The organism is Streptomyces pinistramenti (assembly GCF_020564935.1).
Lineage (GTDB): Bacteria > Actinomycetota > Actinomycetes > Streptomycetales > Streptomycetaceae > Streptomyces > Streptomyces pinistramenti.
Window position 1 is genome coordinate 1 of sequence record NZ_JAJCXB010000018.1, and the last position, 12481, is coordinate 12481.

10 protein-coding genes are annotated in these 12481 nt (G+C 72.0%); 5 read left to right on the forward strand and 5 right to left on the reverse strand.

The window, feature by feature from the left end; all coding sequences use genetic code 11:
- The 4 genes from LIU39_RS14985 to LIU39_RS15000 form a co-directional block, all read right to left on the reverse strand.
- The coding region (locus tag LIU39_RS14985; protein WP_227047200.1) for an FUSC family protein at nucleotides 1–2434 on the reverse strand (2434 nt) is incomplete at its 3' end.
- Entirely contained in the window at nucleotides 2431–2889 is a 459-nt protein-coding gene (locus LIU39_RS14990; RefSeq protein WP_227047201.1) for a MarR family winged helix-turn-helix transcriptional regulator, read from the reverse strand. The genes LIU39_RS14990 and LIU39_RS14985, both read right to left, overlap by 4 nt.
- A gap of 115 nt (nucleotides 2890–3004) precedes the next feature.
- Nucleotides 3005–4330, reverse strand: a complete 1326-nt coding sequence (locus LIU39_RS14995) for a M64 family metallopeptidase (protein WP_227047202.1) — start codon at nucleotides 4328–4330, stop codon at nucleotides 3005–3007.
- A gap of 249 nt (nucleotides 4331–4579) precedes the next feature.
- Nucleotides 4580–5866 carry a cytochrome P450 gene (locus LIU39_RS15000; protein ID WP_227047203.1) on the reverse strand — a complete coding sequence of 429 codons (1287 nt, stop codon included), beginning with the start codon at nucleotides 5864–5866 and terminating at the stop codon, nucleotides 4580–4582.
- Nucleotides 5867–6328: 462 nt separating this feature from the next.
- On the opposite strand from LIU39_RS15000, the gene LIU39_RS15005 reads away from it, so the two are divergent.
- The 5 genes from LIU39_RS15005 (at nucleotide 6329) to LIU39_RS15025 (ending at nucleotide 11213) form a co-directional block, all read left to right on the forward strand.
- A complete protein-coding gene (locus LIU39_RS15005; protein ID WP_227047204.1) occupies nucleotides 6329–7753 on the forward strand; it encodes an FtsW/RodA/SpoVE family cell cycle protein in 1425 nt (474 codons plus the stop codon).
- The gene (locus LIU39_RS15010; protein ID WP_227047205.1) at nucleotides 7750–9204 is read left to right on the forward strand and encodes a penicillin-binding transpeptidase domain-containing protein; all 1455 of its coding nucleotides are present in this window, start codon (nucleotides 7750–7752) and stop codon (nucleotides 9202–9204) included. The genes LIU39_RS15005 and LIU39_RS15010 overlap by 4 nt, the downstream gene beginning before the upstream one ends.
- A 35-nt stretch (nucleotides 9205–9239) precedes the next feature.
- A complete protein-coding gene (locus LIU39_RS15015; RefSeq protein WP_227047206.1) occupies nucleotides 9240–9713 on the forward strand; it encodes an HD domain-containing protein in 474 nt (157 codons plus the stop codon).
- 67 nt (nucleotides 9714–9780) lie between these two features.
- The gene (locus tag LIU39_RS15020) at nucleotides 9781–10602 is read left to right on the forward strand and encodes an ABC transporter ATP-binding protein (RefSeq protein ID WP_227047207.1); all 822 of its coding nucleotides are present in this window, start codon (nucleotides 9781–9783) and stop codon (nucleotides 10600–10602) included.
- A 137-nt stretch (nucleotides 10603–10739) separates the two neighbouring features.
- Nucleotides 10740–11213 carry a VOC family protein gene (locus tag LIU39_RS15025; protein ID WP_227047208.1) on the forward strand — a complete coding sequence of 158 codons (474 nt, stop codon included), beginning with the start codon at nucleotides 10740–10742 and terminating at the stop codon, nucleotides 11211–11213.
- Between the two features lie 16 nt (nucleotides 11214–11229).
- On the opposite strand, the gene LIU39_RS15030 is transcribed toward LIU39_RS15025, so the two are convergent.
- Nucleotides 11230–12342 carry a ferritin-like domain-containing protein gene (locus LIU39_RS15030; protein WP_227047209.1) on the reverse strand — a complete coding sequence of 371 codons (1113 nt, stop codon included), beginning with the start codon at nucleotides 12340–12342 and terminating at the stop codon, nucleotides 11230–11232.
- Between the last annotated feature and the right edge of the window lie 139 nt (nucleotides 12343–12481).

Sequence of the window (12481 nt, forward strand, 5' to 3'; positions counted from 1 at the left end):
GTGTGGTGCGCGGGTGTTGGTTGCGGGCTGCCCAGGCGGCGAGCGCGGCCTGGGTGCGGCGTTCGGCGGGGGTGGTGGGGACGGTTGGGGTGGTGGGGAGTGCGGAGGCTTCGGGGTGGTGCGGGGTGGCCGGGGCGGGGGTGGCGGTGGTGAGGGTCAGACCGCGTTGTTCGGCGTAGCCGGCCAACGCCTCGTCCAGGGCTGCCAGTTCGCGCAGTGCGGTGTGCAGCCGGTGGGCGCGGGGGCCCGGCGGGGCCTGGAGGACGGTTTCGAGTTCGCGGATGAGGGGGCTGACGCGGACCCAGGTGCCGGCCGGGTCGCCGCCTGCGGCGTGCCGGTCGAGCGTGTGCAGGGATTCCACGAAGGTGGCGGTGATGCGGGCGACGCGCTCGCCGAGGTGCGGGGCGAGGTCGATGTCGATGTCGGCGGCCGCGGCGAGGGCGCGGGCGTGACCGGTGGCGTTGGCGAGCAGCGCGAGGCGGTTCTCGGCGCCGCGGCCGCGGATGCCCATCGGCATCCGGACCAGCGGGCGGAGCACGCCGCGTACTTGGAAGAGGGCCGCGTCGACGCCGCGGGCCGCGCCGCGCAGCCGTACCGGCGCCTCCGGGTTCTCCCAGCGCAGCACGATCTGGGAGATCAGGTGCTCCAGCGCCGAGACGTAGCCGCGTTCGGCCTCCTGGGCGATCTTCCGGCTGGATACGGGGAAGATCAGCGCGGCGCAGGCGGTGGCGATGAGGATGCCGAGGGCGTTGTCCAGCAGGCGTTCGGCGAGCAGGTGGTCCATGCCGCTGTACGGGGTGGTCATGCCGTAGAGCTGGGTGAGGGCGGTGACCAGGCCGACGACCCAGTAGGCGTACCGGCGTTGCATGCCCCAGGCGCCGATGGCCAGTCCGGCGACGATGACCGCGAGCGTCCAGTAGATGTGGCCGCGGCCGATGACGTGGAGCAGGACGATGCCGATGACGGCGCCGGCGATGGTGCCTGCCATCCGGTGGGCGAGTTTGCGCAGCCGTTCGTGGGTGGTGTTGGTGCCGAACAGGGTGATCATGACGCCGACCAGGCCCCAGTAGAAGCGCTGGGGGTCGATGGCGTCGGAGATCGGGCAGACGAGGGCGGCGGCGACCGCGGCGTGCAGCGGGACGCGCAGGTAGGGGATGGCGCGCCGCCAGCCCTGGACGTCCTGGGCCGCGGCGAGGCGCCGGGCGACGGCTCCGGTGCCGGCCGGCCGGTTCTGTTCCAGCGCGACGGTGGGCTGGAACGGGACCTTGGCGCGTGCGGTGGGCGCGTTCCAGCCGAGGTCGAGCCAGTGGGCGAGGGAGTCGGCGAGCGAGTCCAGGAGGTGGCCGACGCGGCGGGCGAGGGCGGCGGCCTCCGCTTCGGCCGGTCCTGCGTGCGTGTCCTGGAGGACGAATCCGGCCTGCTGCTGGATGAGTTGGGCGGCGGGGCGCAGTGCGTCGGCCCGGCCGAGCGGGGTGTCGCGGGCGATGACGAGGCCGACGACCATGGCCTCCCGCAGGTGTGCGGGCACCTGGAGGCGGGTGAGCTGCTGGACGGCCTGGCCGATGCCGCGGAGGGCGAGTTCGGCGTCGAAGAGGTGCTGGTGGAGCAGTTCGGCGGTGTCGGGGTCGGCGGCGACCTCGGGCTGGGCGAGCCGGCCGTCGATGGTGACCGTGGTGACGTTGAGCCGTCGCAGGCTGCGTCGCATGCGGGTGATGGCGATCTGGTGGTCGGCGTCCGGGTCGAGGGCCGCGGTGGCGGCGTCGGCGACCCGGCGCGCTTCGACGACGAAGGCGCGCTGGGTGCGCAGCAGGTCCTCGCGGGGCATCGGGTAGCAGAAGACCAGGCGGGCGACGAGGACCGCGGCGGCGGACACCAGGGCGACGACGAAGAGTTCGCCGCAGAGGTCGAGCGGGATGTTCGCCATCATGCCGACCATGAAGGCGTTGAAGATCATCATGCCGGTGAGCAGGGCGAGGGCGCCGAAGCGTGCGAGGAAGAACGCCACTGCCAACGCCGCGACCATGAGGCCGAGTTCGAGCACCCGGTCGTGGTGCAGCCAGGCGGAGAGCGGCAGCACGGCGGAGTACGGGACCGGCATCCACAGGAGGGCGCGGGCCAGCCGGAACGGGGTGTTCTCGGCGACCATGAAGGCGCTCATCATGCCCATCATGCCGCCGACCATCATGCCGAGCATGGCGGGCAGGCCGAGCGCGACGGACATCCCGTAGCCGACCGCGAGCGCGGTGATCATGGAGACCAAGGAACGCCAGCCGGCCTGGAGTTGGCCGAGCCCGGGGTCGGCGGCGAGCACCCAGTCCCACCAGCGTCTCGGCCCGCCGACGCGGTGCGGGGCGACGGCGCCCGTGCGGGTCTGCTCCCCCGGTGCGGTATCGGCGGCCGGGTCCTGGGTCTCGGTGGTGGCTGGGGTGGTCAACTGACCTCCGGTTCGATGGCGTGCAGCAGGAGCGATACGGCGTCGCGGGCCTCGCCCGCTGTGCGTTCGGGATCGTCGACGTTGGCGCGGAGCCCTTCGAGCAGCGCGGCGGCCATCCGCTGCCGTGCCCGCTCCAGCAGGTCGCGGCCGTCGGGTGTGAGCGAGGTTTCGATGGCGCGCCGGTCGCGGGAGCAGCGGGTCCGTTCGACGAGGCCGCGTTCCTGGAGCTCTTGGAGCACGACGGTGACCCGGGGCTGGGTGAGGCCGGTGTACGTGGCGAGTTCGGTGACCCGGCGCGGGCCGTCGCCCAGCGCGTCCAGTACGGAGACGTGCCCGCGCGGCAGTCCGAAGTCACCGACCCGGAAGAGCGCCTGGGAGAGCCTGCCGATGCCCCGGAGGAGTCCGCGGGCGGCGTGTTCGATGCGCTGCTCGTCGGATGTCGACGATAGATGCATATCGCAATTATATATCAGGCGGGGGTGGCGCCCGGGGCCGGGGCGGCCGGCGGACGCGGGCCGGGCAGGCGCGAGGGGCGCGCGCCTGCCCGGCGGTCCGTGGGGTGCGGGCGCGTCAGCCGGCGAGATGCCAGGTCAGCGAGGTGGACAGTCGTTGCCGCAGCGACGGGTCGCGGACCGCGGCCGTCGGGTCGGTGGCCCTGGCCGTGACGGTGTGGGTGCGGCCGTCGACGGGGACGCCGAGCGTGTGCGGGCCGACGGTTGTCCTGCCGCGCGCGAGGGCCGCCTCGTGGCCGTCGACGTACCAGGTCAGCTTCGTGTGCGCGGCGGGTGTGACGTGCAGGGTCGTCCCGCGGGCCAGGGTGCGGCCGGTGGCGTCCTGGCTGGTCAGAGCGCTCGCGTGGCGGTAGAAGCCGGCGATCATGGCCTCCCGTCCCGGGAGGTTGAATTCACGGCCGAGCGTGCGCATGATCGAGTTCTCGGTGGGGCGGTTGAGGCCGAACCGGTAGTAGCCGCCGCCCTCGTACGCGCCGACCGTGCCGCCGTCGGGCGACTGCCGGCCGATCCAGCGGTACCACTTCTGCTGACGGGCCGTCATATCGTCGGCGGTCAGGGTGGTGAGGTTGGCATCGGCGGGCTCGGGGCCCGTGTACGTCCCCGGCTGGCCGTAGTCGTATTCGTCGGCGAGCTTGCCGAGCGAGTGGCCACTCTCGTGCACCGCGATCTGGTCGGACTGGCCGTTGTCGGCGGACGCGGTGGCGATACCGTCGTAACCGACCTGCGAGGAAACGTCGTTGTAGCCCGCGCCGCCGTACTTGGCGGAGTGCGACAGCACGACGACGAGGTCGGCGGCCGGGGCCTTGGCGGCGTACGACTCGACCTTGTTGGTGTCGACGCAGAGCAGCCGCTCGGTGCCGCTGCAGAAGAACGCGGAGCCGAGTGCGGTGTCGCGGACCACGTCCTGGGTGGGGTCGCCGGAGACGCCGGAGTCGTGGGAGACGGCGTCGACGGCCCAGACGTTGAACAGGCCGGTGTACGAGGCGTACGGCTCGACCGCGGTCATCTTGGCCCACTTGGCGCGGACGGCGGCGTGGAAGTCCTCCTGCTGCGCCGCGGTGTAGCCGTCGCCGATGAAGACGACGTCGAGCTTGGAGCCGATGTCGCCGTTCTGCACGATCGGCGTGACGTCACCGTCGGCGGCGATGGCGGTCCGGTCGGCCCGGGACAGCGGCGGCGGGGCCGGGACGGTGGTGTGCCGGGGGTGGCCGTCGGGTCCGGGGAAGTACTCGACGGGTTGGCTGGACGGGTCGGACGGGGGCGGGGCGGGGGCGGCGCCCTGTGCGGGGCCAGCGGCGGTCATGGCCAGGGCGGCGGCGAGCGCCGCGGCAGCGGCCGCGGCCCGCAGGGGTATGGAGAAACGGACGGAGCTGCGTCTGCGCATGTGGGGGTCCTCCCGAAGCCCGCCGCGAAGACGGCGGGTTGAGCGGTGCTCGGCCGGAATCGGCGCGGCTCAATGTAAGGGCTCGGGGGACGCCGGGCAACGGGGTCGTGGTCCAAGTGGCGTGCGGTAAGGGCGACTTCGGGGCAGATGTGCCGGGCGCCCGGTACGCGAAGACCGGGCACGCGGCGGTCGGCCGGGTGCCCGGTCAGGGGTGGGGTGCGGGCGGCGGGGTGCGGCCGCCGGTCGCCGTCAGCCGTCGAGGTGGACCGGCAGGGAGTCGATGCCGTAAACGATGGACAGCTTGCGGAATGTCAGCTCCTCCGGTCCGGCGGCGAGACGCATGGTGGGGAACCTGCGGACGAGTGCGGGGTAGGCGGCGCGGAGTTCCATCCGGGCCAGTTCCGCGCCGACGCAGCGGTGGATTCCGTAGCCGAAGGCCAGGTGGGAGGGGACGTTACGGGTGGGGTCGAACTGCTCCATCTCCGGGCCGAGCTTGCCGTCCCGGTCCGCGCCGCTCAGCGAGCACAGCACCACGTCGCCGGAGGCGATCTGCACGCCGCCGATTTCCAGGTCCTCACGGGCGAAGCGCGGGAAGGCAACCTGCACCACGGTGAGGTAGCGCAGCAGTTCCTCCACATAGCGGTCGACGGATTCGTCACCGTCCTTGAGGGCTGCGAAATGCTCCGGGTCCTGGAGGAGGACCAGGGCGCCGAGCGCCAGCATGCTCGCAGTGGTTTCGAAGCCGCCGGTCAGCACGCCGTCGGCGAGCCCCGCCAGTTCCTCGTCGCTGACCGAGTCGCCGTGTTCCTTGACGATCATGCCGAGCAGTCCGTCGCCGGGATCCTGACGCTGCTTCTTGACGACGTCCCGGAAATAAGAAAGAGACTCCGATATGGCGCCGAAGGAGGCATTCGCCCCGCTGAAAAGATCGAAACGGGCGGCACTGAGGCGCTCGAAATCCGCACGGTCCTCATAAGGCACGCCGAGCAGTTCACAAATAACCAGCGACGGAATGGGCAGCGCGAAGTGGTGAACGATATCGACCGGTTCGCCGTTCTTGCCTGCCCGTTCCATGGCATCCAGCCGCTCCTCCACGATCTCGTGGATACGCGGCGTCAGCCGGCCGAGGCGGCGCATGGTGAATTCCGGGGTGAGCAGCCGGCGGAGCCGGGTGTGCACGGGCGGATCGGCGAATCCGAGACCGCCGGGGTTCTGCTCCGCGCCCGCGCCGGCCTTGCCGACGAGGTTGGTGAAGTCCGAGCTGAAGGCGTTGGCCTTGCCGAGTACCGCCTTGACCTCGTCATAGCCGGTGACCAGCCAGACGTTCGCGGCTATCGGCACCGGAAGCTTCGTGACGGGCTCCTTCTCCCGGACGGCGCCGAGGTCGTTCACGGGATCGAGTCCGTCACGCCGCAAGGGCATCAGGACAGACTCGGGCAAGAAGGACATTCGAGACAGATCGAAGCCCTTCTTTCGCGTTCTCGCCAGATACAGGCGGCCGGCCCAGGCGATGATCCGGGAACGGAGAGTCGTCATGACGCTAATACTGCCTTTCGTCGAGGGGGACGGTCATCCGCACTCGGCGGCCCGAAGGGGCCGAGGAAGCACGGGGCGCCCGCTCGGCGTGCACGGATGTGTTGTACGCCATAGCCCCTCGCTTGCGGTGGTCACGGGCCGGTCCGCGACCTCAACCGGTGTGCCCGGTCGCCCGCATCCAGCGTGACGAGCTCGGCCCCTGTCCTTTCCGACGAGTTTACAAACTGCCCTTGCCGACGCCGAGTGAACAACCCCGGAGAACGTCAGGGAAGTCCCGGGGATTTCCCTTACACGCCGCGGGACGCACCCGAACTCCGGCCCCACCGCCCGTAATCGCCCGCCATACAGAGAGACACCCGCACTTCCGTCACCACGGCATTCCTGTTCCACGCCGCGGACACCACAGAGCCAGCACTTCCGACATAACACGCATAAGCCTCACCGCTTGCTACGTTGCGGAGCATGACGGCAACGGCACCGACTCCGGCCCCGGCACCGGCCGCCGGCACCCCAGCGGCACCGGACGCGCCCCCGCCCCTCCCGCTGCTCCCCCGGCGCCGCGGAACCGAACTGGTCCTGCTCCTGGCCGCCGTCGGAATCAGCGTCTGCGGCTACGCCGTCGTCGGTCTTGCCACCCGGCACGCCGTCCCCGCAGGCGCCGCACGCTACGGCGCCGGCCTCGGCGCCCTCGCCCTCCTGGCCCACCTGGCCGTCCGCCTCCGCGCACCGCACGCCGACCCGCTGCTGCTGCCCATCGCCGTCCTGCTCAACGGGCTCGGCCTGGTCCTCATCTTCCGGCTCGACCTGGACACCCCCCACGACCGGGCGGCGCCCGCGCAGCTGGTCTGGTCGGCGGTCGGCGTCGCGCTCTTCACCGTCACCGTCCTGCTGCTGCGCGACCACCGCAGGCTGCGGCGCCACGCCTCCCGGTGCGCGGCCCTCGCCCTGCTGCTGATGATCGCGCCGATCCTGTTCCCGGCCGTCAACGGCGCCAAGATCTGGATCCGGGCCGCCGGGTTCTCGATCCAGCCGGGCGAGTTCGCCAAAGTGCTGCTCACCGTGTTCTTCGCCGCCTATCTGGCCGCCAACCGCAGCGCGCTGGCCCGCACCGGCCGCCTGGCGGGGAAACTGCGCCTGCCCGCCGGCCGGGTGCTCGGGCCGATCCTGGCGATCTGGCTGGTCAGCGTCCTCGTCCTGATCCTGGAACGCGACCTGGGCACCTCGCTGCTCTTCTTCGGCATCTTCGTCGTGCTGCTGTACGTGGCCACCGGGCGGACCGGCTGGATCGCGATCGGCCTGCTGCTGGCCGGCGCGGGCGCGGCCGCGGTCGGCGCCCTGGAACCGCATGTGCACGGCCGGGTCGAGGACTGGCTGCATCCGTTCGCCGGCATCGCCGCGGGCCAGGGCCCCGGGCAGCTCGCGCAGTCGCTGTTCGCGTTCGGCTCCGGCGGCCTGCTGGGCACCGGCCTGGGCCGCGGCCACTCGTCCCTGATCGGCTTCGCCATGAAGTCCGACTTCATCCTGGCGACGTTCGGCGAGGAGCTGGGGCTGGCCGGGCTGACCGCCCTGTTCCTGCTCTACGCGCTGTTCATCGCCCGCGGCTTCCGCGCCGGAATCGGCCTGCGCGACCCCTTCGGCGGGCTGCTCGCCGCCGGGCTCGCCGCGCTCCCCGCCCTCCAGGTCTTCATCATCACCGGCGGCGTGATGGGCCTGATCCCGCTCACCGGGATGGCCATGCCGTTCCTCGCACAGGGCGGCTCGTCGGTCGTCACCAACTGGCTGATCGTCGCGCTGCTCATCCGGCTCAGCGACCGCGCCCGCACCCCGCGCCCGGACGCGTCGGAAGCGTCGGACACGGCGGACGCGTCACCGGAGACCGGCCGGTGATCCGCTGCACCCGGCACGCCGCCGCTTTCTGCCTCCTGCTGATCGTCGCGCTGCTGGTCAACGCGACGCGGGTGCAGGTCTTCCTGGGCGGCCGCTATGCCACCGATCCGGCCAACCGCCGTGCGGAGATCGCCCGTTACGAGAAGCCGCGGGGTGCCGTCCTGGTCGCCGGCCGGCCCGTCACCGGCTCCCGGGACAGCGGCGGCCGGCTGCGCTACGAACGCACCTACACCGACGGGCCGCTGTACGCGCCGGTCACCGGCTACTCCTCGCAGACGTACGGCACCTCGCTCATCGAGCGCGCGGCGGACGGCATCCTCTCCGGGGCCGACGAACGACTCGCCGCGTTCCCCTGGTGGGACGGCCTGAACCGCACCCGCAGGCGGGGCGGCGACATCGCGACCACCATCCAACCCGCCATACAGCGCGCCGCGTTCAAGGGACTCGGCCGCAAGAAGGGCGCGGTGGCCGCCGTCGAACCGCGCACCGGACGGATCCTCGCGCTGGCCAGCACCCCTTCGTACGATCCGGGCGAGCTGTCGGGCAACGGCCGTGCGGTGGAGGCTGCGTGGCGGCGGCTGAACGGGGCCGCGCACCGGCCGATGCTCAACCGCGCGATCCGCGAGACCTATCCGCCCGGCTCGGTCTTCAAGGTCGTCACCGCGGCGGCCGCGCTGGACGGCGGGGCGGTCAGCGACATCGAGGCCCCCACGGACTCCCCCGACCCCTACCCGCTGCCCGGCACGGACACCTGGCTCGGCAACGAGTCCGACGACTGCGAGGACGCCACCCTCACGGACGCCTTCCGGGTCTCCTGCAACACGGTCTTCGCACGGCTGGGTGTCGCCGTCGGGCAGCCCGCGATGGCCGCCGCGGCACGCCGGTTCGGCTTCAACGAGCCGGGGCTGCGCATCCCTTCATCCGTGGCGACGAGCACCTTCGACACCCGGATGGACACCGCACAGCTGGCGCTCTCCGCCATCGGCCAGTACAACACCACGGCCACCCCGCTCCAGATGGCGACGGTCGCCGCGGCCGTCGCCAACGACGGCGAGCGGATGCCGCCGCACCTCGTCGACAAGGTGACCGACGCCTCCGGCAGCACCCTCGCCACCTGGCCGCGCGCCACGCCGCGCCGCGCGATGAGCCCGGCCGCCGCGCAGGAGTTGCAGCGGATGATGGTGGACGTGGTCGAGCACGGCAGCGGCCGGCACGCCGCCATCGACGGGGCCACGGTCGGCGGGAAGACCGGCACCGCGCAGCACGGCAAGCACAACGAAGGCGTCCCCTACGCCTGGTTCATCTCCTGGGCGAAGGCGGACAACTCCGGCGATCCGGCGGTGGCGGTCGCCGTGGTCGTCGAGGACGCGGCCGCCGACCGTGCGGAGATCAGCGGCGGCGGCAGCGCGGCGCCCATCGCCCGCGCGGTGATGCGGGCCGCGCTGCGCTGAGGGCCGCCCGCCGGGCCGTCCGCGACAATGGCCGCATGACCGACTCCCGTACGGCATCCGGCACCGCGCCCCTGCTCTCCCTCGCCGAGGTCGAGGCGCTGGCCCGGCGCGCGCACGCCGGGCAGAAGGACAAGGCGGGCGCGCCGTACGCCGGGCATCTGGCCGCGGTGGCCGAGGGGGTGCGGCGGCGCGGCGGCAGCCGGGAGCAGATCGCCGCCGCCTGGCTGCACGACGCCATCGAGGACGAGGCGCTGTCCCGTACGTGGCTGGCCGGTGCGGCGCTGACCCCGGCGACCAAGGACATGATCCTCGCCGTCACCAAGCGCCCCGGCGAGCCGGTGGAGGCGTACACCGCGCGCATCCTGGCGACACCGGGCGCGCTGCTGGTCAAGGAGTCCGATCTGGCGCACAACGCCGATCCGGCGCGGCTCGCGGTCCTCGACGCGGCGACCCGTGAGCGGCTGACCGCCAAGTACGCGCGGGTGCGGAAGCTGTTGGGCCTGGCCTGAGCCGGCCCCGGGTCCACACCCCGGACACCCGCTCCGAAACGTGCCGTCTACAGCTAGCCTGCGGCGCATGACCCTTTCGCAGCCTTCCGATCCAGGGGCGGCCCGCGTCATCGCCGCGCTGGACGGCGTCGGCGTCCGCCGTCACACCACCGGACAGGTCATCCTCGACGCCATCGACTGGACCGTACGCGCCGGGGAGCACTGGGCCCTGCTCGGTGCGAACGGCGCGGGCAAGACGACCATCCTGCGCCTGGTCGGCGCGCTGATGTTCCCCACCGTCGGCACGGTCGATGTGCTCGGCCACCGGCTCGGCGCGGTGGACGTCCGCGAGCTGCGCGCCGTGATCGGCCTGGTGTCCGGCGCCCAGAAGGTCCCGCAGGACGCCACCGGGCACACGGTGGTGCTGACCGGCGCGACCGGCACCGTGCAGCCGCTGTGGCGCGCGTACGACGACGCCACCCGCGAGCGGGCCCACGAGCTGCTCGCCGAGCTGGACTGCAAGGAGCTGGCGGACCGGCCGTACAGGGTGTGCTCGGGCGGGCAGCGGGCCCGGCTCCTGATCGCCCGCGCGCTGATGGCCGCCCCGTCACTCCTGCTGCTCGACGAGCCGTTCAACGCGCTCGACCTGCCCTCCCGCGAGGACCTGATCGACGCCGTGCACCGGCTCGCCCTGGGGCGGCCGGAGTTGGCGACCGTCACCGTCACCCATCACCTGGAGGAGCTGTCCCCCGCGATCGGGCACGCGCTGCTGCTGCGCGACGGCCGGGTCCAGGCGCGCGGGCCGGTCGGCGAGGTGCTGACCGGCGACCGGATGACGGCCTGCTTCGGCCGCCCGATCGAGGTGTCACGGCACGAAGGGCGCTGGATGGCGCGGTCGGGCCGCCGCTGACCTGGCCGAAGCGGGGGCGGCGCGCCTCGGCGGGCCGCCGCCGCGGCGCGGGTCACCGGGATGGCGCACTCCCACGACCGGTGCCACCGTCATTACCAGGGGGGGGAGGCACCGCCCGATGACCCCAGGAGAGCGCCATGCCGAAGATCACCCCGAATCTCTGGTTCGACACCCAGGCCGAAGAGGCCGCCGAGTTCTACGTCGCGGTCTTCCCGAACTCCTCGATCACCCACATCTCGCACTTCGGTGAGGCGGGCCCGCGTCCGGCCGGCATGGTACTGACCGTCGATTTCCTGCTCGACGGCCAGGAATTCACGGCGATCAACGGCGGCCCCGAGTTCACCTTCGACGAGGCGGTGTCCCTGCTGATCAGCTGCACCGACCAGGACGAGGTCGACCACTACTGGTCCCGGCTGACGGACGGCGGCAAGGAGGTGCAGTGCGGCTGGCTGCGGGACCGCTACGGGCTGAGCTGGCAGGTCGTCCCCGAGGAGCTGGACGCGCTGCTGGAGGATCCGGACCCGTTGCGCGCCACCCGCGCCATGCGGGCGATGCTCGGCATGAAGAAGCTCGACATCGCCGCACTGCGCGCCGCCGCCGACGGGGAGTGACCCGGCAGGCCCGCTGTCACGCCTCTTCCCGCCCGCCCTCGGCGATGGCCTCGGCGATCTCGGCGGTGCGGGCCGCTTCCTCGGCGGCGAAGCGCTCCGCGTCGAGCTGCTCGGCCAGCTCCTCGTCCTGCGCCATCAGGAGGTCCAGGCTGGAGTCGCCCAGCTCGAAGACGCCCATGTCGACGTAGGCGCGCTGCAGCCGTTCGCCCCACAGGCCGATGTCCTTGACGCAGGGCACGATGCGGCTGAAGAGCAACTTCCTGAACAGGTGCAGGAATTCGGAGTTCTCGGTGATCTCGGCCGCCTCCTCGCCCGGGATGCCGAAGTTCTCCAGCACCTCCAGGCCGCGCAGCCGGTCGCGCATCAAGTAGCAGCCCTCGATGACGAAGTCCTCGCGCTCGCGCCGTTCGGCGTCGGTGAGCTGCCGGTAGTAGTCGCGCAGCGCCATCCGCCCGAAGGCGACGTGGCGGGCCTCGTCCTGCATGACGTAGGTGAGGATCTGCTTCGGCAGGGGCTTGGTGGTGGTGTCGCGGATCATGCCGAAGGCGGCCAGCGCCAGGCCCTCGATCAGGACCTGCATACCCAGGTAGGGCATGTCCCAGCGGGCGTCCTTGAGGGTGTCGCCGAGCAGCGCCCGGAGGCTGTCGTTGACCGGGTAGAGCATCCCGGTCTTCTCCTGGAGGAAGCGGCTGTAGATCTCGGCGTGCCGGGCCTCGTCCATGGCCTGGGTGGCGGAGTAGAACTTCGCGTCGAGGTCGGGGACGGATTCGACGATCCGGGCCGCGCAGACCATCGCGCCCTGCTCACCGTGCAGGAACTGGCTGAACTGCCAGGAGGTGTAGTGCTGCCGCAGCTCCCCGCGGTCCTTCTCGGTCATCCTGTCCCAGTACTTCGTGCCGTACAGGGCCATCGACTCGTCCGGGGTGCCGAGCGGGTTCTTGGGGTCGACCTCCAGGTCCCAGTCGATGCGCGAGGTGGCGTCCCACTGCTTGTCCTTGCCCTTCTGGTAGAGGGCGAGGAGTCGCTCGCGCCCGTCGCCGTACTCCCAGCTGAAGCGGGCCGCGCCGGTGGCCGGCACCTTCCAGAGGGCGTCACCGGGGTCCTGGACGTACAGCTCGCGGGTCGACACGGGCGCCTCCTCGGATCACCAACCCCCTGGCGGAAGGGGCTCGTTGGCAGGCTCACACGCTTCTTACCGGCGGGTCAATAACTCATGCGCAAGGGATTGACGAGCTTGCTGACAGGCAGTCTCATAAGACCTGACCGCC

Excerpts from the sequence above, each read along its gene's own strand:
- LIU39_RS14990 (WP_227047201.1), bottom strand. The coding sequence starts at position 2,889 with ATGCATCTATCGTCGACATCCGACGAGCAGCGCATCGAACACGCCGCC.
- LIU39_RS14995 (WP_227047202.1), bottom strand. The coding sequence starts at position 4,330 with ATGCGCAGACGCAGCTCCGTCCGTTTCTCCATACCCCTGCGGGCCGCG.
- LIU39_RS15000 (WP_227047203.1), bottom strand. The coding sequence starts at position 5,866 with ATGACGACTCTCCGTTCCCGGATCATCGCCTGGGCCGGCCGCCTGTAT.
- LIU39_RS15005 (WP_227047204.1), top strand. The coding sequence starts at position 6,329 with ATGACGGCAACGGCACCGACTCCGGCCCCGGCACCGGCCGCCGGCACC.
- LIU39_RS15015 (WP_227047206.1), top strand. The coding sequence starts at position 9,240 with ATGACCGACTCCCGTACGGCATCCGGCACCGCGCCCCTGCTCTCCCTC.
- LIU39_RS15020 (WP_227047207.1), top strand. The coding sequence starts at position 9,781 with ATGACCCTTTCGCAGCCTTCCGATCCAGGGGCGGCCCGCGTCATCGCC.
- LIU39_RS15025 (WP_227047208.1), top strand. The coding sequence starts at position 10,740 with ATGCCGAAGATCACCCCGAATCTCTGGTTCGACACCCAGGCCGAAGAG.